17 protein-coding genes are annotated in these 22,017 nt (G+C 60.7%); 5 read left to right on the top strand and 12 right to left on the bottom strand.

Features of this window, described 5'->3' with window-relative positions; genetic code table 11:
• Nucleotides 1-38: 38 nt before the first annotated feature.
• Both C5P05_RS26880 and C5P05_RS26875 read right to left on the bottom strand, forming a co-directional pair.
• On the bottom strand, nt 39-719 hold the full coding sequence (locus C5P05_RS26880; protein WP_232834675.1) for an NUDIX hydrolase: 681 nt from the start codon (nt 717-719) through the stop codon (nt 39-41).
• Nucleotides 716-1,507 carry a hydroxyacylglutathione hydrolase gene (locus C5P05_RS26875; RefSeq protein ID WP_114972924.1) on the bottom strand — a complete coding sequence of 264 codons (792 nt, stop codon included), beginning with the start codon at nt 1,505-1,507 and terminating at the stop codon, nt 716-718. The genes C5P05_RS26880 and C5P05_RS26875 overlap by 4 nt, the downstream gene beginning before the upstream one ends.
• Between C5P05_RS26875 and C5P05_RS26870 the strand changes: the two genes are divergently transcribed.
• From C5P05_RS26870 to C5P05_RS26855, 4 genes are all read left to right on the top strand, one after another.
• Complete coding sequence (locus C5P05_RS26870) at nt 1,506-2,438, top strand: alpha/beta fold hydrolase (RefSeq protein ID WP_232834674.1); 933 nt, start codon at nt 1,506-1,508, stop codon at nt 2,436-2,438. The two genes, C5P05_RS26875 and C5P05_RS26870, sit on opposite strands and share 2 nt — an antisense overlap.
• Nucleotides 2,439-2,657: 219 nt before the next feature.
• Nucleotides 2,658-3,929, top strand: a complete 1,272-nt coding sequence (locus C5P05_RS26865; protein WP_114972922.1) for a 3-methyl-2-oxobutanoate dehydrogenase (2-methylpropanoyl-transferring) subunit alpha — start codon at nt 2,658-2,660, stop codon at nt 3,927-3,929.
• A 2-nt stretch (nt 3,930-3,931) separates the two neighbouring features.
• Nucleotides 3,932-4,942: an alpha-ketoacid dehydrogenase subunit beta gene (locus tag C5P05_RS26860; RefSeq protein WP_114972921.1), complete on the top strand. Its 1,011-nt coding sequence runs from the start codon at nt 3,932-3,934 to the stop codon at nt 4,940-4,942.
• A gap of 1 nt (nt 4,943) precedes the next feature.
• Nucleotides 4,944-6,272 carry a dihydrolipoamide acetyltransferase family protein gene (locus C5P05_RS26855; RefSeq protein ID WP_114972920.1) on the top strand — a complete coding sequence of 443 codons (1,329 nt, stop codon included), beginning with the start codon at nt 4,944-4,946 and terminating at the stop codon, nt 6,270-6,272.
• A gap of 252 nt (nt 6,273-6,524) precedes the next feature.
• Here the strand turns inward: C5P05_RS26855 and C5P05_RS26850 are convergent, their stop codons facing one another.
• From C5P05_RS26850 to C5P05_RS26805, 10 genes are all read right to left on the bottom strand, one after another.
• Nucleotides 6,525-8,150 carry a type I restriction-modification system subunit M gene (locus tag C5P05_RS26850; RefSeq protein WP_114972919.1) on the bottom strand — a complete coding sequence of 542 codons (1,626 nt, stop codon included), beginning with the start codon at nt 8,148-8,150 and terminating at the stop codon, nt 6,525-6,527.
• The gene (locus tag C5P05_RS26845) at nt 8,147-9,250 is read right to left on the bottom strand and encodes a PDDEXK nuclease domain-containing protein (RefSeq protein ID WP_114972918.1); all 1,104 of its coding nucleotides are present in this window, start codon (nt 9,248-9,250) and stop codon (nt 8,147-8,149) included. The genes C5P05_RS26850 and C5P05_RS26845 overlap by 4 nt, the downstream gene beginning before the upstream one ends.
• A complete protein-coding gene (locus C5P05_RS26840; RefSeq protein WP_114972917.1) occupies nt 9,247-10,257 on the bottom strand; it encodes a virulence RhuM family protein in 1,011 nt (336 codons plus the stop codon). Before C5P05_RS26840 ends, C5P05_RS26845 begins: the two co-directional genes overlap by 4 nt.
• A gap of 60 nt (nt 10,258-10,317) precedes the next feature.
• Nucleotides 10,318-11,538 carry an AAA family ATPase gene (locus C5P05_RS26835; RefSeq protein WP_114972916.1) on the bottom strand — a complete coding sequence of 407 codons (1,221 nt, stop codon included), beginning with the start codon at nt 11,536-11,538 and terminating at the stop codon, nt 10,318-10,320.
• The gene (locus tag C5P05_RS26830) at nt 11,535-12,755 is read right to left on the bottom strand and encodes a restriction endonuclease subunit S (protein ID WP_114972915.1); all 1,221 of its coding nucleotides are present in this window, start codon (nt 12,753-12,755) and stop codon (nt 11,535-11,537) included. The genes C5P05_RS26835 and C5P05_RS26830 overlap by 4 nt, the downstream gene beginning before the upstream one ends.
• Nucleotides 12,745-15,816: a type I restriction endonuclease subunit R gene (locus C5P05_RS26825; protein WP_114972914.1), complete on the bottom strand. Its 3,072-nt coding sequence runs from the start codon at nt 15,814-15,816 to the stop codon at nt 12,745-12,747. The genes C5P05_RS26830 and C5P05_RS26825 overlap by 11 nt, the downstream gene beginning before the upstream one ends.
• A gap of 245 nt (nt 15,817-16,061) precedes the next feature.
• On the bottom strand, nt 16,062-18,923 hold the full coding sequence (locus C5P05_RS26820) for an aconitate hydratase (protein ID WP_114972913.1): 2,862 nt from the start codon (nt 18,921-18,923) through the stop codon (nt 16,062-16,064).
• A gap of 158 nt (nt 18,924-19,081) precedes the next feature.
• Nucleotides 19,082-20,386: an FAD-dependent oxidoreductase gene (locus C5P05_RS26815; RefSeq protein WP_114972912.1), complete on the bottom strand. Its 1,305-nt coding sequence runs from the start codon at nt 20,384-20,386 to the stop codon at nt 19,082-19,084.
• Nucleotides 20,383-20,547 carry a rubredoxin gene (locus C5P05_RS26810; RefSeq protein ID WP_114972911.1) on the bottom strand — a complete coding sequence of 55 codons (165 nt, stop codon included), beginning with the start codon at nt 20,545-20,547 and terminating at the stop codon, nt 20,383-20,385. The genes C5P05_RS26815 and C5P05_RS26810 overlap by 4 nt, the downstream gene beginning before the upstream one ends.
• A gap of 98 nt (nt 20,548-20,645) precedes the next feature.
• Complete coding sequence (locus C5P05_RS26805) at nt 20,646-21,134, bottom strand: rubrerythrin family protein (RefSeq protein WP_114972910.1); 489 nt, start codon at nt 21,132-21,134, stop codon at nt 20,646-20,648.
• Between the two features lie 214 nt (nt 21,135-21,348).
• Here C5P05_RS26805 and C5P05_RS26800 point away from each other — a divergent pair, with 214 nt between their 5' ends.
• Nucleotides 21,349-22,014, top strand: a complete 666-nt coding sequence (locus C5P05_RS26800) for a DUF2239 family protein (protein ID WP_114972909.1) — start codon at nt 21,349-21,351, stop codon at nt 22,012-22,014.
• Nucleotides 22,015-22,017 lie beyond the last annotated feature (3 nt).

Below are 22,017 nucleotides of genomic sequence, written 5' to 3'. Positions count from 1 at the left end.
CGCGGGTATGCCAGCGGCGGTCAGCCTCTAGCGCGTCCTCATTTCCAGGCAAACACCGGCTGCTCGAAATGCGCCACGCGGGTCGGCCGGCCTTCGATGCAAACCTCACGAAACTGGTACAGGATGGCGGCCGTCGGCGCCGCGATCCAGCCGCTGCCAACCGGCATGCGCAGCACGGCATGCTCGCTGTGCTCGACGCGCTCCAGCAACGGCGCATCCTTGCGCAAAAACTCGGCAATCGGGATACGGTGAATGCTGGCAACCTCGGCCGGATTGGGCCGGATGTAGGGGGCCGCGCCGGCCCACACCACGACCGGGGTGATGACAAAACCAGAGCGCGTGACGAAGTCATCCAATCGGCCCAGCACGGCGTCGGCGTCGAGTTCCAGATGCACCTCCTCGGCCATCTCGCGCAGGGCCGCCTGCTCCGGCGTTTCGCCCGGATCCATGCGCCCGCCCGGCAGCGCCCACTGACCCGCATGCTTGCGCAGATGGCTGGCGCGGCGTGTCAGGATCAGCGCCGCCTGCGTGCTCCACGCCGCGTGGCGCGGCAGACCCGGTAGCCCGGCGCCATGGCCAGCGTCGGTGATGGCCACGGCCACCGCCGCCGCATGCTGCAGCTCACGCACGCCCACCTCGACGCTGAAAGCGTGCAAGTGCTGCTGGATCAGCGCTCGGAGGGCGACATCGCACTGCATGAGGTCGGCCGCGGCGCTCACCACTTGTTGCGCAGTTCCCGCAATTTGCTGAACACGGTCCTGGCATCGGGCGCGTCCGGCAGGTCGGGGAAATCGTCGCGCAGCCGGGCGATGACGCTGGGGCTGTTCAGGCGCAAAAATGTGTTGACCTGTTTTTCCGTCGCCAACGTGGTGACCGCCGACGTCGCCGGGTCATGCGCCACCACGCTCGGCAGCAAGGTCTTGGCGGCGGCATTGTCGGGTTCGCGGTCCAGGGTGAAGCGCAGATTGTTCTCGATGTAATCATGGCCGGGATAGACCCGGGTGCTCTCCGGCAGCCGCGCCAGCTGCTCGGCAAAGGTGGCGTACAGCGCGTTGACATCGCCGCCGTTGTGCACATTGCCGGCGCCGGCATTGAACAGCGTGTCGCCCGAAAACAGCGCCGGCTGGTCGGTGTGCGCCAGCAGGCAGATGTGGCACATCGTGTGGCCGGGCGTGTCCAGACATTCCAGCTCGACGGTCTTGCCGACCTTGATCACATCGCCGGCCTGCACGCCCCGGTCCACGCCGGCAATGCGCCCGCCGGCGCGGTGATGGGCGATCAGCTTGGCGCCGGTGGCGGCAATCACGGCCGCGTTGCCGCCGGTGTGGTCGTGGTGCTCGTGAGTGTTGAGAATCTGGGTGATCTGCCAGCCCTTGACGCGGGCAGTGGCCAATGTTTTTTCATGGTCAAGCGGGTCGATCGCCAGGGCTTCGCCGGTTTCGGGACAGGCGATCAGGTAGTTGAAGTTGCGGTAGGCGTTTCCGGTCCAGATGCGTTCGACAATCATGAGAGGCTCCAAAGAATGGCTGACGGTGAGAGCTTGTTTGCAGGACGTATGTTCGCACCAAATCGCCGAACGGCGAACGCACCGGAACAAGGTCAAAATAGGTCTCGGCGTGGAACCCAACCAGGAGCCAGGTATGCATCAACCAACCCCCTTCTTCCGCGAGGCTGGAGCCGGCCCCGGCGTTGTCTGCACCCACGCGAACGCGAGCAGCTCGGCGCAATGGCGCGGGCTGCTGGACCGGCTGGCGCCGAATTTCCACGTCCTCGCGCCTGATTCGTACGACGCCGGCAAGAGCCCGCCCTGGCCGTCGGACCGCGTCATCTCCCTTGGCGACGAGGTCGCGCTGATCGAGCCCGTGCTCACGCGGGCCGGCTCGCCACTGGCGCTGGTGGGCCATTCCTATGGTGCGGCGGTTGCGCTGATCGCCGCCCAGGCCAACCCCGGTCGGGTCCGCGCCATGGCCCTGTTTGAGCCGACGCTGTTTGCGCTGCTCGACGCGCAGACGCCGGCGCCGAACGAGGCGGACGGCATCCGCGAGACCGCCGCGCAGGCCAGCCTTGCCCTGGACGCCGGCAAGCCGGGGGCTGCCGCCGAGCACTTTATTGACTACTGGATGGGTGCCGGCGCCTGGCAGCAGACGCCCGAAGCCCGCAAGCCGGCTATTGCCACGTCGGTGACGAATGTGCGGCGCTGGGCGCACGCCTTGTTCACGGAACCCACCCCGCTGGCGGCATTCCGCGCACTGGATATCCCGGTGCTCTACATGGTCGGCAAGCGCTCGACAGCGTCGGCGCACGGCGTGGCACGGCTGCTGGCGAGCGCGCTGCCGCGCGTGGAGCTGGTGGAGTTTGAACATCTTGGCCACATGGGCCCGGTGACCCACCCCGAGCAGGTGAATGAAGTGATCCAGCAATTTCTGGAACGGACCTGACAACGGGCGCCGATCTATTCACTATTAAATTAATAGCTATATGCGCTTATTCCATAGTGGCTAGAGCCTGATTTAGCATAAATTTTCTCACAAGTCATGCGCCAGCATTTCCGAGGTCCAGACCTGTTGCAATCGCCGCGCACCCTTGCCGGCCGCCGTCTCGCTATCGTTTGCGTCTTGCCCCACTCAGGATTACGATAGGCGCGCAAGGGGGCCTTGATGAACCAGAACAAAAGCCAAGCGTTGCGTCTGCATGTGCCGGAACCTTCGGGGCGGCCAGGGCAGGTCACTGATTTTTCCTATCTGCATCTGTCACCGGCCGGCGCGGTGCGGCGCCCGCCGGTCGAGGCCGCGCCCGCCGACACCAGCGACCTGGCCTACAGCCTGGTGCGGGTGCTTGACGAGGAGGGCAACGCGCTCGGCCCCTGGGACCCGAAGCTGGCGCCCGAGCGGCTGCGCACCGGGCTGCGGGCGATGATGAAAACGCGCATCTACGACGCCCGCATGCTGATCGCGCAGCGGCAAAAAAAAATCTCGTTCTACATCGGCTGCCTGGGCGAGGAAGCCATCGCCGTCGCGCAAGCGCTGGCGCTGCAGCCCGGTGACATGTGTTTTCCGACCTACCGCCAGCCGGGCCTGCTGCTGGCGCGCGACGACATCGACCTGGTGGAGATGATCTGCCAGCTCATGTCCAACGAGCGTGATCCGCTCAAGGGGCGGCAGTTGCCGGTCTTGTATTCGTACAAACGCGCCGGTTTTTTCACCGTCTCCGGCAACCTGGCCACGCAGTTCATCCAGGCGGTGGGCTGGGCCATGGCCTCGGCGATCAAGGGTGACTCCAAAATCGCCTCGGCCTGGATCGGCGACGGCGCCACCGCCGAGTCCGACTTTCATACCGCACTGACCTTCGCCCATGTCTACCGCGCGCCGGTGATCCTGAACGTGGTCAACAACCAGTGGGCGATCTCGACCTTTCAGGCCATTGCCGGCGGCGAGGCCACCACCTTCGCGGCGCGCGGCGTGGGCTGCGGCATTGCCTCGCTGCGCGTCGACGGCAACGACTTCCTCGCCGTTCACGCCGCCTCGCTCTGGGCGGCGGAGCGCGCGCGCAGCAACCTGGGGCCGACCCTGATCGAGTGGGTGACCTACCGCGGCGGCGCGCACTCGACCTCGGACGATCCCTCGCGCTACCGCCCGGCCGACGACTGGGCGCATTTTCCGCTGGGCGACCCGATCGCCCGACTCAAAGCCCATCTGATGCTGCTGGGCGCCTGGTCCGAAGACGAGCACGAGGCGGTCCGGCAGGAACTGGAGGCCCAGGTCAGCGCCGCGCTGAAAGAAGCCGAACGTTATGGCTCGCTGGCCGCCGGCCACATGGCCGGCGCCGCCGCCATGTTCGAGGATGTCTACAAGGACATGCCGGAACACCTGCGCCAGCAGCGCGATCAAATGCTGCGCGCTGAGATGGACAAACAACGGCGGGAGGCCTGAGCATGCAAATGACCATGATCCAGGCCCTGCGTTCGGCGATGGACGTGATGCTGGCGCGTGACCCCAACGTCGTGGTGTTCGGCCAGGACGTGGGTTATTTCGGCGGCGTGTTTCGCTGCACCGAGGGACTGCAGGCCAAGCACGGCCGCTCGCGCGTGTTCGATGCGCCGATCTCGGAAGGCGGCATCGTCGGCACGGCCATCGGCATGGCGGCCTATGGCTTGCGCCCGGTGGTGGAGGTCCAGTTCGCCGACTATTTTTACCCAGCATCGGACCAGATCGTGTCGGAGGCGGCGCGGCTGCGCTACCGCTCGGCCGGCGACTTCACGGCGCCGATGACGATTCGCATGCCTTGCGGCGGCGGCATCTTCGGCGGCCAGACGCACAGCCAGAGTCCGGAGGCGCTGTTCACCCATGTTTGCGGGCTGCGCACGGTGATGCCGTCCAACCCTTATGACGCCAAGGGCTTGCTGATCAGCTGCATCGAGAACGACGATCCGGTGATTTTTCTGGAGCCCAAACGCCTGTACAACGGCCCGTTCGACGGCCACCACGAGAAACCGGCGGTGCCCTGGTCCGGCCATCCGTCGGCGGAGGTGCCGGAGGGTTATTACACCGTACCGCTGGAATCGGCCAGCGTGTTCCGCGCCGGCGCCGACTTGACGATTCTGACCTACGGCACCATGGTGTTTGTGGCCGAGGCGGCCGCGCGCGAGACCGGCATCGACGCCGAGATCATCGACCTGCGCAGCATCTGGCCGCTGGACCTACCGACCATGGTCGCCTCGGTAAAGAAGACTGGGCGCTGCGTGGTGGTGCACGAGGCCACGCGCACCAGCGGCTTTGGCGCAGAGCTGACGGCGCTGGTGCAGGAGCATTGTTTTTACCACCTGGAGGCGCCGATTGAACGTGTGACCGGCTGGGACACGCCTTATCCCCACGCGCAGGAGTGGGCTTATTTTCCGGGGCCGGCGCGTGTGGGCGCGGCGCTCCTGCGGGCGATGGAGAAATGACATGAATACAACGTCCGGAATTCACGTCATCAAGATGCCGGACCTCGGCGAAGGCATCACCGAGGTCGAACTGGTAGCCTGGCGTGTGCAGCCAGGCGAGCGCGTCGCCGAGGACCAGGTGCTGGCCGACGTGATGACCGACAAGGCCACGGTCGAGATCCCGTCACCGGTGGTCGGCACGGTGCTGGCCCTGGGCGGCGCGGTCGGCCAGGTGCTGGCGGTGGGGGCGGAGCTGATCCGCATTCAGGTGGCGGGGGCTGGACCGGGGGCCAGCAGCGAAATGTCCGCTGCTGCGTCGAAGGTACCGCAGGCCATGGCGCCCGCCGCGCCGCCGGGGATAACACCCGAACCGGCGCGAGCGCCAACACCGCTTGACCTTGTCACGCCGCAGGCCACAGCGGGTCCGGTTCGCTCTGAGTCGGTCGACGCACCGACCGGCGTCGACAAGCCGATCGCCTCGCCCGCCGTGCGCCGGCGCGCCTGGGAACTGGGTCTTGACCTGGCGCAGGTGGCGGCCAGCGGTGCCGGTGGCCGCATCCTGCAAGCCGATCTCGATGCCCACGTCGTGGCGCATGGCGTCGGCACGCCAGCCGCCACGGGCGCGATTGCCGGTGCGGGCGTCGCGCCGCGCCACGACGAAGAACAGATACCGGTCATCGGCCTGCGCCGGCGCATCGCCCAGCGCATGCAGGACGCCAAGCGTCGTATCCCGCATTTCACCTATGTCGAAGAAGTCGATGTCACCGAACTGGAGGCGCTGCGCGCGCAGCTGAACGCGCAATGGGCGGCGCAGCGTGGCCACCTGACGCTGCTGCCCCTGCTGCTGCGCGCCATGGTGCTGGCCGTGCGCGAGTTCCCGCAGATCAATGCGCGTTTTGACGACGAGGCCGGCATTGTCACGCGCCATGGTGCGGTGCACATCGGCATCGCCACCCAGACCGGGGCCGGCCTGATGGTGCCGGTGCTGCGCCACGCCGAGGCGCGCGACCTGTGGTCAATGGCTGCGGAGCTGGCGCGCCTGGCGGCCAGCGCCCGCGCCGGCAAAGCCACGCGCGACGAACTGACCGGCTCGACCATCACCCTCAGTAGCCTCGGGCCGCTGGGCGGCATCGTCTCGACACCGGTGATCAATGCGCCCGAGGTGGCCATCATCGGTGTCAACCGCATGGTGCTGCGGCCGGTCATGCGCGACGGGGCCGTGGTGGCGCGCCAGATGATGAACCTGTCGTCTTCGTTTGATCACCGCGTGGTCGACGGCGTGGACGCAGCGGGTTTTGTGCAGGCGGTGCGCCGCACACTCGAATGCCCGGCGCTGCTGTTCGTGACTTAGGTAGCGAAATGAGCAGGTTCACTCAGACATGGGCATGCCAATGCGGTCGTTGCGTTTTGCCTGGCCAACGCAAAGCCATGAACTTGAACCGTCAGGTCGGGGGTACGAACGGATTCCAACTTTGGAACTTACTTAAGCAATCACCTGGAATCACCTAGATTTCTTGCTGCTGATACGCTTGCGCAGAGCATCGAAGTACGCGGCATCGATACGCCCAGTCGGCGCCGACTGGGCGCCTGCTGTTCATGGTATTCACGGCAACAGATTCAGCCCCAACTCTTTCAAAAAGTCGTTGTGCTTTTGCTTGGCCGCCGCAATGGCTTTTTCAATTTCGACCAACTTGCGATTCGTTTCTGCTAGGTTGATTTCCGCCTCACCCACTGCCGTACTGATGTAGCGTGAGATGTTCAGGTTGAAGTCGTTTTTCTGGATCTCTGCCATCTCGACCCGGCGTGAGTAACGAGCCTCTTCCTTGCGGAACTGGTAGGTCTCGATGATCTTGGCAATGTTTTCGTCAGTCAGTTGGTTCTGGCGCTTGCCTTTGACAAAGTGCTCTGCCGCATTGATGAACAGCACGTCATCTGGCTTCTTGCACTTCTTGAGCACCAGAATACAAACCGGGATACCGGTGGAATAAAACAGGTTGGATGGCAAACCAATCACCGTGTCGATGTGCCCATCCTTGAGTAGCTTGGTGCGGATGCGTTCCTCCGCCCCACCACGAAACAGCACGCCGTGCGGCAGGATGATGGCCATCACCCCCTCGTCTTTCAGGAAATGAAAGCCGTGCAGCAAAAAGGCAAAGTCCGCCGCAGACTTGGGGGCCAGGCCGTGGTTTTTGAATCGCACGTCGTCGGCCAACGCGTCAGTAGGCTCCCAGCGATAGCTAAACGGCGGGTTGGCCACAATGGCGTCAAACGTGGGCTTCTTGGCCGGGTTCAGCTCACGCAGGATGTCCCAGTCGTTGGTCAGTGTGTCACCGTGGAAAATTTCAAACTCGGTGTCCTTCACCCCGTGCAGCAGCATGTTCATGCGCGCCAGGTTGTAGGTGGTGATGTTCTTCTCTTGCCCGTAAATCCTGCCGATAGTGCCGCCAGCTTCCTTGGTTTTCTTGCGGACGTTCAGCAGCAGCGAACCTGAACCGCAGGCAAAGTCCATTACGCTTTCCAGCCGTTGCTTTACTCCCGTTTTAGGCTCCTGGCTGTCCAGCGTCACTATGGTGGAGAGAATGTCAGAGATTTGCTGCGGCGTATAAAACTCACCCGCCTTCTTGCCTGAGCCAGCGGCAAACTGGCCAATCAGGTACTCATACGCATCACCCAAGGTGTCCAATTTATCAGAGAACTCTGCCAGCCCATCCGCGATCTTTTTGATGATGACGCACAGCTTGGCGTTGCGCTCTGGGTAACCTTTTCCGAGCTTGGACGAACCCAGGTCAATTTCAGAAAACAAGCCCTGAAACGTGCTCTCAAAAGACTCGGTCTCGATGTACTTGAACCCCGCTTGCAGCGTGTTGAGTAGCTCACCGCTTTGGGTGCGGGCCATATTGGCAATGCTGCTCCACAAGTGCTGCGGCTGGACAACGTAGTGCACCTTGCGGCGCATTTGTTTTTCAAACGCGGTCACGTCCGCCGGGTTGTTGGCGTACCACAGCGCCAGTGGCACGGGGCGCGCACTGCTATCGTCCTTTTTTTCCACTTGGGGGTAGTCGCTGCCCAGCTCTTTCTTGGCCGCCGCTTCGTAGTTGTCAGACAGGTAGCGCAGAAACAGGAAGGACAGCATGTAGTCGCGGAAATCATCCGCATCCATCGCCCCGCGCAGTTGGTCGGCAATCGCCCAGAGGGTGTTACCCAGTTGTTTTTGGTTTTGTTCGGTCATGTTTTGCTACCGTCGTTGCCTTCGCCACGCAGGTCTTGGTGGGCTTCAATTTCTTCACGGTCGCGCTGTAGCTCTAGCCGCAAATCTTCTTCGCTGGGCAGCACCAAACGGTACTTGCTGGCAAAAAGCTGTTCGCTGCCGTTCAACACGGAATAGCGCACCACCGACTTGTCTTTGCTTCCGCACAGCAAGATGCCCACCGTGGGGTTGTCATCCTCGCCTCGGCGCAAGTCGTCGTACATGCGCACATACATGTCCATCTGGCCCACGTCCTGGTGCGTGAGTGGCCCCGTTTTCAGGTCGATCAACACAAAGCACTTGAGCAAGTAGTTGTAAAACACCAAGTCAATGTAGAAGTCTTGCGTTTCGGTGCTAATGCGCTGCTGGCGGGCCACAAAGGCAAAGCCCTTGCCCAGCTCCATCAAAAAATGTTGTAGCTTGTCCATCAAGGCCGTCTCCAGCTTGGCTTCCAACAGGCGGCCCGTGTCTGCCAGCCCTAAGAACTCCAACATCACCGGGTCGCGCACAAAAGCGCGCGGCGATTGATCCAGTGCAGCCAAGTTGGTTTGCGCCTCGACAGTCACCGCCGCTTTGTCCTGGCTCAGCAGCAAGCGCTCGTAATACAGGCTGCCGATTTGCCGCTCCAACGCGCGGGTGCTCCAGTTCTGGGCTGCGGCCTCCTGCACGTACCACTGGCGGGCCTCGTCGCTGTTCACCCGCAGCAGCAGGCGGTAGTGCGTCCAGCTTAATTCGCGACGCAGTGCGTCGCGAATTGGAAACGCCTGGTAGAACCCGCGCATGTGCCGCAAATTGGTAGCATCAAAGCCCCGTCCAAACTCCGCCGACAGTGCCTGCCCCAACTGTGGCAGCAAGCGCTGCCCATAGGCTGCCCGCTGCGCACCGCCTTGCTCAAACTCCAAAATGTGCTGCCCGACGTGCCAGTAGGTCTGCACCTGCACCACATCCACCGACCGCAGAACCTGCTGGCGCGAATCGGAAATTATTTGGCGCAAAGCGCCCAGCAAAGGTGCAACGTCTTCAGCGAGCGTGTTACCTCCGCTGACCTTCTTGCCAAGTTGTTTCTTGCTTTGTCCAGTCATGTCTTTGGTCGATTCTTGATCGTGCTTTCCAATGCCTTTAAATCAGCCTCATCCTGCGCATCAGCGGTACGGGCCTCTTCCGTCTTGCGGCGTTGGTCAAAGTCCAGATACAACGGCTCCAGCTTTTGCTCCATGCGGGCGTGGCTCACCGTGCCCGCGCCACTGAGCAGTGGAAAGCCGTTGAACACGACGATCTGCCCCACGTTCTCGCGCCAGAAACTCATGCTGGTGATGGCCTGCCGCTTGGCGCGCAGCTCTGCCGTCTCCAGGAAGATAACCACCAGCCGGTTCAGAGTATCGACTTCGTCCTCGGTCAGGTAGTTCTTGGCCACCACAATGTCTTGCTTGCGCACCTGGGCGCCTTTCCAGCTCAGCAGTCCAAAGTGTTGGTCGGTAGGGTTGGCACGGCTCACGATCAGTTCGGCAGCAGTTTTTTGTGTGACCGCGTACAGCAGTAGGTTTTGCACCGTGGCAAAAAACGTCTGTGTCGTTTCATCTGACTTGTCGTAGTCCGCCGCCAGCGCAAACAGGTCGCGCACCTTTTGGTAGAAGCGCTTTTCCGAGGCCCTTATGTCCCGGATGCGCGCCAGCATCTCGTCAAAGTAGTCCGGGCGGCCATCCGGGTTCTTCAGCCGCTCGTCATCCATCACAAAGCCCTTGACCAGGTACTCTTTGAGCACCGTGGACGCCCAGCGGCGGAACTGCACGCCGCGCGGCGAACGCACCCGGTAGCCCACGGCCAGGATGGCGTCGAGGTTGTAGAGCGTGATGGGCCGCTTTACCTCGCGCGTGCCCTCGGTTTGAACTGTCAAGGATTCCTTGACAGTTGCCGCTGCATCCAATTCACCGTCCTCAAAGAGGTTCTTGAGGTGCAGGGAGATGTTCTGCTTGGTAGCGTCAAACAGCTCCGCCATTTCCAACTGGGTCAGCCACACCGTGCCTAGGTCGGCCCGGAGTTGAATCTGGCTCATGCCGTCATCAGTGGTGTAAAGAATCAGGTTGTTCATGCACTCATCTCCTGCATCTGGGTGAAGCATTGCTAGCTTGTTGCATTTGGTATTGCTAAGTCATGTGACAGGAGTTGACGATGGAATGGTTTTTTGCGCTGGTATAGCCCCAGCCGCTGCAAGGCGAAACGAATAACGGGTGAGGAAAGCAGTCAGTATTTCCCGAAACATCTCTTTATCGGATGCGGTGATGGATTCAGACTCGAATACTGAATATTTCGCGTGACTTCGCACATTCAGAAAGCGCGCATATAGCGCCTTTTTAGGAAGCCCCTCAAAGCACGATGAGATGTGTTGGCGGCCAAAAAATATGGCCGTCTTCTCAAGAATGCTTCGAAGTGAATTGAAATGGTACTGAGATATCTTTCCTGATTTTGCAACCGTACGCAGTTCTTCTAAAGCCGCGACATGATGTAAAAATGGAGACTCGCCTGTATCTTCGAGAGAGTATGTCTGGGCCTCGTTTAACCGGTGAAGGATATATGCCTTCTTCTTGATATTTTCTTTGTTCTCAGAGGTTCGTTTCCCTGTGAGCTCATTAAACATTACGTTGAAGAATAAACCGTGGTGCGTCGATATGACGACCTTGAGCTTATTGTCTTCGCGCTTCAACAAGCCTCCGAGGCCGGCCGCAACTGCAATGGTGTTTTGCTCATCCAATGAAGAAATTGGGTCGTCAATATAGACATACTTCACCCAATCGTAGGGCTGGCCTTTTTCCGCCTCGATCGCTAATTGAAGAATAGCCAGGAAGAAACACCAGACAAAGATGTTTTCTTCACCTCGCGATATCTTGATGTCCTCAAGTCGTCTGCGATTTCCGGCTATCGTCACGTCGCGATAAAAGCGTATCTCTGCTGCAGCGTAGTTGATTCTGAAATCAAAGTCAGTGTATTGATGTAAGAGCGGTCGAATTTGCCCTTCAATACCCATACCATCAAGGCCATCAAAGAATTGGGACTCGGCCTTGAACTTAATCCTGCGATCCTTGTCTTCATCGAAATCATTGTCCCAATCAAAGAGATCTTCAGTAAAGGCATTGAAGTAAAGCGTGTCTCTTTTCTCTTCATTTTTGCCAAGGCCTTTAAACTCCATTGACAGCCGGGTTTTTCCTACGCCATTGTGCGCAAACACCAGAACGAAGTCATTACCCGCAACCGCCGTAGTACCCTTACGCTGGGGGGTCTTCTTACGCTTCTGGATGCCCTTTAAATCCTTGCGGAACTTCCGGGCCAGAGATTCCAGGGATCTGAATCTGGTGATGGTGGATGCCTTGCTCATATTTTGATGTCATCAAAGGACGGAAAAAGTTGCTGCATAAGTCCTTTTTTGTGCCCGGTGAGAAGTTCAATTTTTCGAGTTCCAGTACTGATCGCGCCATCCAAATTCATTAGCCGTTCAGCAATTTTTTTCTGCTCTGCGATGCCCGGGAAAGTGCTTTCCCAGCTCTCGATCGCGCCCTTTGTGATGTGCATGATGCCAAGCCCGTTTGTGGTCTTGGCTTTCATTCTCTCGGTCTCGTGTTCTAGGACGATGAAGAGGAATTGTTTATCGATCCCAGACTGCTCAACAACCTTCCAAATACGGTAGTGATAAATGGTTTTTTCGCCACGCCAGACGCGTGGCCCGAATGAGGCAGACCATGCATAAAGGAGGTCGCCGTCCTCACAATACTTCGTTTCATCCAATTCAAGATTCGAGTGATACCAATTGTTGTTGGTGAAAAAATTTCCAACGCGAAGCACTTTATATTTCCCGGCTTCGAGAAGTTCTTCCTGTTTGTACGCTCGGCCGTTGTAGAAGTTCGCGGCTTTACCTAGGGTCATCTTTTCCCACTTCCCTGCATCCCTAAACTCAGGAAACCGCAGGCGCGGTTGGGTTTCGCCTTCGCGGGGGAAAAGCTGTTGCATCAGCCCTTTTTTATGGGTCCTGAGTGCATCCACCTTGCGGGCTTGCGCGGAGATTAGCTCGTCCAATGAGCTCAAGCAATCGGCGATTTTTTGTTGTTCGGACGGTGCAGGGAAGAAGGTTGGATATTTCTTCATCGAGTCAATATCGCCCCTAGGCATCTTCACGCCCTTTGCCCCAGTCATTACATAGTCGATGAACGAATCATTCTTGAGCAGGAAGGGAAGGTATTGGGTGAGCAGTTTGTGTTTTGCGCGAATCACGATCACGTCATTCGATGCACCGCCATCCTTGTTTGAAAACCATACCTTCTTGAGATAGGGCCGAATATTAGAAACCAGCGTGTCGTTTGGTCTAAACCTAGTGGCCGAGCCCGTCGTCGGCAATTTGGAGGCCCGAGTTACTCCGCTGTAGTCAGGAAGGATGTTTTCCGTGCTGACGTAGTTGTCCAATTCGATCTTCTCAAGTGAGATCTTTTCGTTAACGAATTCTGCAACCTCGGAAAGTACTTCAACGGTCCACTGCCCGTCCCCCCGATACTGCGGAAAGCGCAGCTTAGGTACCAGCGTAGCCTTGTTTCTATTGCTCATACGCACTCAGTCCAGAAATCTCGCGACCCTGTGCGCGCTTAGTCAGCAATGGCTGCAGCTCTTTCATTAGCGCCAGTTCAGCCTGGGCGCGCGCCTTCCAGCCCAGCTCCAGCGGGGCCATGAGGTCGCTCAAGGCCTCGCCATCAAAAATCATGCGCTGCAAGATGCCGTCCACAAAGGTTTGCAGGGCAGCGGGCGCCAAGTGGTGCTTATCCGCGATGCTGGCAAGTTCAACGCTGTCCTTCTCCTTTTTGAATCGGGTGTAACCCTCGCGGATGGCGGCCTCGCTCAGGCCCTCGCCCGCCTTCAGGGTGTTGATGTACGCAGCAATGTCGTCGCGCTCGTCCATGAACTTGGCGTCGGCCTGAATAAGGCCAATGAGCTGCTCGCGGCTCATTTTCTGCTTGCCCGGCCCCTGTTGCGAGAAGCGGGACATGAGGCCCATGATGTAGTCGTAGTCAATGACGGCGCTGGCGAAGAGCACGAATTCAAAATCGAGTTGGTCCACATCTGCCGCGTCGCCGTCTTTCGCCTCGCCACCCTTGTCCTGTTGGGCTTGTTGTTGCTTGAGGCGCTGGGCTGTTTCCAGATATGCACCGCGAAAGCCTTGCAGGTTTTCTGCGGGCAAGATGTGCGCAATGGCGGCCGCGTTGTCTTCGGTCAGGTCGGTGTATTGGTCGAGCTGGGTTTTAAGGCGCTGCACTTCCTTGAAGTTTTTGATGAAGACGGCGCGGGCGTCGTCACCCTTGAGGTTGGGCACAGACTCTGGCGCACAAGCCAGCCCTTGGGACTGCATGAAGTCGGCCAACTTCTGCACGGCTGCGTCCAGCTTTTGAATGACGACGGGGGCCTTGTCTACCAGCCAGATCTCGCGGGCTTGCTCACCCGTCTTCTCACCCGAGAACAGGGCAATGGCGGCATCCACATTGCCCTGCTGCTGGCGAAAGTCGAGGATGTTTCCGTAGGGCTTGGTGCCGTTGAGCACGCGGTTGGTGCGTGAAAAAGCTTGTATCAAGCCGTGGTGCTTGAGGTTTTTGTCCACGTACAGGGTATTGAGGTACTTGGAGTCAAAGCCTGTGAGCAGCATATCCACCACGATGGTGATGTCGATTTTTTGGGCTGCGGGAAAGTCCGCATTGGGCCATTGCTGGTCTTTGATGCGCTTTTGCACGTCCTGGTAATACAGGTCAAATTCGCTGATGGTGTGGTTAGTGCCATAGCGGGTGTTGTAGCTGGCCAGAATGGCCTTGAGGGCGGCTTTTTTGCCTTCGGGATCTACCTGGTTATCTTCTTTTTCTTGCGGCAGGTCTTCTTGAATTTGTTTGACATCGGCATCGCCCTCGGCAGGTGGCGAGAACACGCAGGCTATGTTGAGCGGCACAAAGGTGGCGTCAGCCGCTTGCTTGGCTTGTTGCAGCTTTGCAAACAGCTTGTGGTATTCGATGGCGTCGTTGATGCTGGCGGTGGCCAGAATGGCGTTGAAACGGCGCCCGGCGGTGGCCGTACCGTGCTTGGCCAAGATGGCTTCGATCACCGCCTTTTTGGTCAAAGCCTCACCAGGCTTGGGCGGGTTTTTGCCTTCGGGCTTGAAGTAGTCCACATGGAAGCGCAGCACGTTCGCGTCTTCAATGGCGTGGGTGATGGTGTAGGCGTGCAGCTGCTTTTGGAAGAGGTCTTCCGTGGTTCTGAACTGCCCTTCTTCACCCTCGAACTGTTTGGCTGTTGCGTTTGCTTCAAAAATGGGCGTGCCGGTAAAGCCAAAGAGCTGCGCTTTGGGGAAGAACTCTTTGATCGCGTCGTGGTTCGCGCCAAATTGGGAGCGGTGACATTCGTCAAAGATGAAGACGATGCGCTTGTCGCTCAGCGGCGCTAGCTGCTCTTTGTAGGTTGCCTTGCCGTCTTTCTTTTGCTGTTTGTTGCGCTTGCTGTTTTCATCCAGCGCCAGGCCCAGCTTCTGGATGGTGGTGACGATGACCTTGTCGGCGTAGTCGTCAGACAGCAGGCGGCGCACCAGCGCTGCAGTGTTGGTGTTCTCCTCCACGCAGCCTTCCTGGAAGCGGTTGAATTCCTCGCGGGTCTGGCGGTCGAGGTCTTTGCGATCCACCACAAAGAGGCATTTTTCAATGTCGGGGTTGTCCTTGAGCAGGGTAGAGGCTTTGAAGGACGTGAGCGTTTTGCCGCTGCCGGTGGTGTGCCAGATGTAGCCGTTGCCGCAGTTCTGGTGGATGCAGTCCACGATTTGCTTGACCGCATACACCTGGTAGGGCCGCATCATCAGCAGCTTTTGCTCGCTTGCCACCAGCACCATGTAGCGGCTGATGGTTTGGCCCAAGGTGCATTTAACGAGGAACTTGTCCGCAAACTCGTCGAGCTGGGCAATCTTGTTGTTGGCCTCGTCCGCAAACTGGTAGATGGGCAGGAAGCGCTCGTCGGCATTGAACGCAAAGTGGCGCGCGTTGTTGTTGGCGAAGTAGTAGGTGTTGGTGCGATTGCTGACGATGAAGAGCTGCAAAAAGCACAGCAGGGTCTTGGTGTAGCCGTTGCCGGGGTCGTTTTTGTAGTCAACGATCTGCTCCATGGCGCGGCGCGGATTGATGCCCAGCGTTTTCAGCTCGACCTGTACGCACGGCATCCCGTTGATGAGGATGAGTACGTCGTAGCGGTGGTGGCTGTAGTCGGTGTTGATGCGTAGCTGGTTGACGACCTCAAAGGTGTTTTTGCACCAGTCTTTGATGTTGACCAGGGTGTAGTTCAGCGGCGTGCCGTCTTCGCGGGTGAAGGCGTTGATGCCGCGGAGGGTGCGAGCGGCGGTGAAAACGTCGGGGGTGACGATTTCGTCAAGCAGGCGGGCGAACTCACCATCGGAGAGGTGAACGCGGTTGAGGGCCTCGAACTTTTCACGAAAGTTGCGCTCCAGCGCAGCGCGGTCGCGAATGTCGGCCCGGTATTCGTATTTGAGGCCTTGGAGTTTGCCAATGAAGCCGTACTCGATCTGCTCTTCCTTGACGACGTGACTCGACTTGCTGGCGGGGTGATCGTAGGTGAAGTTGGATGGGGACATGGGCTGGGTGAAACGATCAGACTGGCAGAAAAAAGGCGCCTTAGCGCCGGTTGATCGATTCTAGGCCTTCGCGTGCCCGGTTCGGGCTTCCAAAAGTAGGCGGAGCAGGCCGAGGGGAGGCCAATTTACTCCTAATTCAATAGCTTCTTGCGCAATGAATACGGTCACTAGAGGCCGATTTTCCTCGTAGCGCCCGTTGGGCGGTCCGAATTGTCAGGTCGCGAGCTTGACCATGTAGATCGCGCTTAGCTGGGAGCGCCCGTCAGCAGCTCGCTCAGCACGTAAGGCAGGATGCCACCATGGCGCAGATAGTCCACCTCGATCGGCGTATCAACCCGCAGCTGCAGCGTCACCTCGCGCCGCGTACCGTCGGGCCGGCGGATCGTCAGCACCACATCCTGACCGGGCCGCAGATGGGCATCCAGATCCAGCAAGTCAAACTCCTCATCGCCAACAATGCCCAAAGATTCAACGCTGTCGGCCCCCTTGAACTGGAACGGCAGCACGCCCATGCCAACTAGGTTGGAGCGGTGGATGCGCTCGAAGCCTTTGGCCACCACGGCGCGCACGCCCAGCAGGCGCGGCCCTTTGGCCGCCCAGTCGCGACTGGAGCCGGTGCCGTATTCCTCGCCCGCGAACACCAGGGTTGGTGTGCCGCGCGCCTGGTAGGTCACCGCTGCCGCGTGGATCGACATGACGTCGCCGCCCGGCTGCAAACGCGTGACCCCGCCCTCGACGCGCGCGCCGTCCGCCTGCGGCGCCAGCATCAGGTTGCGGATGCGCACATTGGCGAAGGTGCCGCGCATCATCACCTCGTGGTTGCCGCGGCGTGAGCCGTAACTGTTGAAGTCGGCGACCGAGACGCCGTGCGCCAGCAGGTATTCACCGGCGGGTGAGCCCGGCTTGATGGAGCCGGCGGGGCTGATGTGGTCGGTGGTGACCGAGTCGCCGAAGATGGCCAGCGCCCGCGCGGCGCTGATGTCCTGCACGGCGCCCGGCGTCAAGCTGAAACCCTCGAAGAAAGGCGGCTCGGCGATATAGGTCGAGGGCTCCCAGGCATAGACCTGGCCGGTGTGGGTCGAGATTTCGTTCCACAGCGGATTGCCGCGCGCAAAGTCTTGGTACAGCGCGCGGTAGGTCGCGGGATCGGTGGCATGCTTCATCGCCGTCGCAATCTCCTGCGCGCTCGGCCAGATGTCTTTCAGCATCACCGGCTGGCCGTCGCGGCCCAGGCCCAGCGGCTCATTGATCAGGTCGATGCCGACGCGCCCGGCGATGGCGAAGGCCACCACCAGCGGCGGGCTCATCAGGAAATTGGCCTTGATGCTGCTGTGGATGCGGGCCTCGAAATTGCGGTTGCCCGAGAGCACGGCGGCGCATACCAGATCCTGCTCGGTGAGCACCTCTTCCAGCCGGCTGTCGAGCGGGCCGGAGTTGCCGATGCAGGTGGTGCAGCCGTAGGCCACCAGGCGAAAACCGAGCTGCGCCAGAGGTTGCAGCAGCCCGGCCTGAGTCAGGTATTCGGTCACCACGCGCGAGCCGGGGGCAAGCGAGGTCTTGGTGCGCGGATGCACCGTCAGACCGCGCGCCACGGCCTTCTGCGCCAGCAGGCCGGCGGCCAGCATGACGCCCGGATTCGAGGTGTTGGTGCACGAGGTGATGGCTGCTATCAGCACGTCGCCATGGCCGATGTCGCCGACCGGCTGCTTGATGCCTTCCACATGCTCTTCCGGGTCGGGGCAGACCGGGCCGCCGGCGGGACGGTTGTCCACCATTTCGACCTCGTTCCGGGCCATGGCGTGGCCCTTGCCGCTGGCCTCGACGGCGGGCAGGCATTCCAGCGGCAGATAGTGCGGCAGGACATGGCGCTGACCCAAGTCCAGCGCGGACTTGCCGTAGCCATTGACCGCGGCCGGCTGGCTGAACAGCTCGGTGAATTTGGCCTTGAGCTCGGGCAGGGGAATCCGGTCCTGCGGCCGCTTCGGCCCGGCCACGCTGGGCACGACCGAGGCCAGGTCCAGCTCCAGCACGTCGCTGTAATCGATCTGCCCCGGCTCGGGCATGCCGAACAGGCCTTGCGCCTGGAAGTAGGCGCGAAACGCATCGACCTCCTCGTCGGTACGCCCGGTGGCGGTCAGGTAGTTCGCGGTTTCTTCGTCCGGCGGAAAGAAGCCCATGGTAGCGCCGTATTCGGGTGCCATATTGGCCAGCGTGGCGCGGTCCGGCAGGGTCAGCGAGACGGCGCCGCTGCCGAAGAATTCGACAAACTTGCCCACCACCTTGGCGCGACGCAGCATCTCGGTGATCACCAGCACCAGGTCGGTGGCGGTGACGCCTTCGCGCAACTGGCCGCCCAGGTGCACACCGACCACGTCGGGGGTCAAAAAGTAGATCGGCTGGCCCAGCATGCCGGCTTCGGCCTCAATGCCGCCCACGCCCCAGCCGACCACACCCAGGCCGTTGATCATGGTGGTGTGCGAGTCGGTGCCGACCAGGGTGTCGGGGTAATAGACGCCGTCTTTTTGCCAGACGCCGCGCGCCAGGTATTCCAGATTCACCTGGTGCACGATGCCGATGCCGGGCGGCACCACGCGGAAGGTGTCAAAGGCCTGCATGCCCCACTTGATGAAGCGGTAACGCTCGGCGTTGCGCTGGAATTCCAGCCGCATATTGAGGTCGAGCGCGTTGGCGACGTTGTAGTGGTCCACCTGCACCGAGTGGTCCACCACCAGGTCCACCGGCACCAGTGGTTCGATGATCTTCGGGTCCTTGCCGAAGCGCTGCGCCACGCCGCGCATGGCCGCCAGATCGCACAGCAAGGGCACACCGGTGAAGTCCTGCAACAGGATGCGCGCAACGACAAAGGGCACTTCCCTGCTGCGCGGCGCGGTCGGCTGCCAGCCGGCCAGCTGGCGCACATGTTCCTCGGTGACCTTGCGCCCATCGCAATGGCGCAGCAGGGACTCCAGCACGATGCGGATGGACACCGGCAACCGTGACACCGGGCCGAGCCCGGCCGCTTCGAGTGTCGACAGCGCGTAGTAACGCGCCACTTTTCCGGAGGCGAGCCGGAAATCCTGCAAGGCGCCGAACGGATCATGAATCATGGTGAGCTCCCCAATGGTTGATGCACAAAGCAGCAGCAAAAACCAGTATAGATAGCGACCCCGCTCGATACAAGCTAGCCCCAACAAGCACCCCTCGCTTGCCTGGGGCTACTGACGGCGCTGGGGATTCGGCCCGTGCTTGTCGCCGGTGCAGAGGCTCAGGCCGTGATGAGCAGTTTGGACTGTTCCGCGCGCCGGGCCGTTTGTTGGCCGCTCAGGACAAAGCCGCGCGCCTGACCCTGTGCGTCGATGAACTGCCACAGCCCGGGCTCGGCGCCACGCCAGTCACCGGCAGAGCCGGAGATTGGAGCTGCCACCACAATGGGCAGCGCCGGGGTCTTGATGGCGACCGGCATCAGGGGGAAAACCACATCCGTGCGCGTGCCGGCCAGGGTGGCCGCCAGTGCCCTGGCGGCGCTCATGATCGGCATCACATAAGGCAGGGTTCGGCCGCCCGCGCTGGCATATTGCGCGCCATCGCCCAGGGCATAGATGTGCGGCGCGCTGGTTTGCAGGGCGGCGTCCACCACGATGCCGCGTTCGCAGACCAGGCCGGCGGCTTGTGCCAGTGTTGTGTCGGCTCTTAATCCGATGGCACTCAGTACCATATCGACGGGCGCCCGATGGCCATTGGACAGATCGACCTGCAGCGTGTGACCGTTGGGCTTGTCGCCCGTGCTGACCGCACCCTTGATCGAATTCACCGCTGTCACCGTGGCCCCGAAATGCCACGTCACGCCCAGAGCCGCCAACGCGTCGTGCAGTTGCGCACTGCTCTCGGCCGGCAGCAAGGCCGCCATCGGGCCGCTGGACGGGTCCACCACGCTGACCTGGTAGTTGGAAGCGGCCAGGTCATTGGCAAACTCGCAGCCAATCAGGCCCGCACCCATGATCAGGACGTGGGGGCGGCGACGGTTTTCAAAACCGTCTGCGCCCGTCAAACGGGCATGAAACTTTGAGAAGTCATCCAGGGAATTGATCGACAGCACCTGGTCCGCCCCATCCCCTGCCATGGGCACGCGAATCGGCTGCGCCCCGGTGGCCAGCACCAGCTGGCTGAAGGGGAACTCGCCCTGCGCCGTGCTGACCGTGCGGGTTTGCGGGTCGATGGCCAGCACGCGGGTGTTGGCCAACAGGGTGAGCTTGAGAGTTTCCACCATCTTCGCCGCCGCCGTGCTGACCAATTGCGCCGGGATGCGGCCCTGGTTGAAGGCGTTGGACAGCGAGGGCTTGGCATAAAAGTCGCCACTGTCCGCCGTGATCAGCATCAGCGGCGTGCTGGTGTCGAGCTTGCGCAACTCGCGCGCCGTGGTCCAGCCGGCCAGGCCGGCGCCAATGATGATGATCGGCTTCTCAAGACAATTTTCCGCCGGGCCGCCCCAAGGAAACGAAGTTCGGCGAGAGCCAAAATTCGCCCCCTCGGGGGGCAGCGCAGCACACGAAGTGGCAAGCGTGGGGGTCATACTTCCACGATTTCGAAATCGGCCTTGGCAACGCCGCAGTCCGGGCACTCCCACGACTCGGGCACGTCGGCCCACTTCGTGCCGGGCGCAATGCCGTCTTCAGGGCGGCCGCTGACCTCGTCATAGACAAAACCGCAAACAATGCAAAGATAGGTTTTCATGGGGTATTCCAGTAAATATTGATCAAATCGGGCTCCAGCCCTCGTCGAATAAGCGCAGATAGCTATTAATTAAGTAGCTACCGCGGCCGGACTCCGGTTCAGGCTGTCGCCACCACTTTGGCCAGCTGGGCCTTGTAGTGATTGGCGTGGCGCTCTTCGACCTTGGCCAGCGCGGCAAAGCGCTTCTGGGCTTTTTCCAGCGTGGCGCGGAAGGCAGCGGCGTGCAGCTTGCTCTCTTCAATCTGCTCGTCCATCTCGGCCACGGCGGCGGCATGGCCTTCTTCTTCCGCCGTTTTGCGAAAGCCGGGGTACATCTCGGTGTACTCGTAGGTTTCGCCGTCAATGGCAATTTGCAGCGCCTTGGCCGGCGTCATGCTGGCCTTGGGGTAGAGCAAATCCAGGTGGCCAAAGGCGTGCATCACCTCCTGGTCGGCGGTGGCTTCAAAGGTGCGGGCCGTTTCCTCGTCACCCATCTCGCGTGCCAGTTTGGCGAAGTAACGGTATTTGATGTGCGCCATGGATTCGCCAGCAAAGGCGGATTCCAGATTGGCCATGGTTTTGATCTCGGGGCGTTGGCTTGCAGTCATCGTGGGCTCCAGTGGGTTGAACAATTGCCGATAGAGGTTTTAAATCGGCATGGGTTGAATGGTAGAACGCATCAATCAACTGAGCCAATTGCTTTTGGCTAAATGATTGATAGGAACTATCGGTCACGCCAAGACAATCACAGTATTACCCGGCTAAAACTAAAGGTTTTTATACCCGGATAAAATTCAATCTTTAATTAAACCCGGATAAATTATGGAATGGCTCAAGACCCTCTGCACCGCCTTTGAAGGCAGCCAATGCATCGCGACGGGAGAACTCAAGGACGTGGCCGTCGTCGCCAAGATCGCGGTTGACGGGGCCGCAAACAGCAGCACAGCCCTCCCCGTGCTGATCTTTGACAACGCCAGCAGCGAGACCCTGGAGCTGGACTGGCGCGGCTCGATGGACGAGTTCACGGCCAGACTGCGTCTGCAGGCGCAAGCGAATACCGCCCTTGCCGGGCCGGACCAGACCGCCGCTCCGCAAACGGCTGCCGAGCCAGCGGCCGATCCCCGGGTCAGCGCCGGCGCAGCGCGCGGTCCCGGTCGCCCTCGCTTGGGCGTGGTGGCGCGTGAAGTCACACTGCTGCCGCGCCATTGGGAATGGCTCAGCAGCCAGTCCGGCGGCGCCTCGGTGGCGCTGCGCAAATTGGTGGAAGTGGCCCGGCGCGACACCGAAGTGAAAGACCGCGTGCGGCAAAGCAGTGCGGCGGCTTACAAGTTCATGTCCACCATGGCCGGTCATGAACGTTGTTTCGAGGAAGCCAGCCGCGCCTTGTTTGCCGGGGACCAGGCCGGGTTCGAGGCGCAGATCGCCAACTGGCCCGTGGACGTGCAAACCCATCTGAAAAAAATCCTGATGAGCACCTTCGGGGCATGACCA

It is taken from the genome of Rhodoferax ferrireducens, from assembly GCF_003347515.1.
GTDB lineage: Bacteria > Pseudomonadota > Gammaproteobacteria > Burkholderiales > Burkholderiaceae_C > Rhodoferax.
The sequence above is the reverse complement of the archived record's forward strand: the minus strand, read 5'-3'. Positions and strand labels throughout refer to the sequence as shown.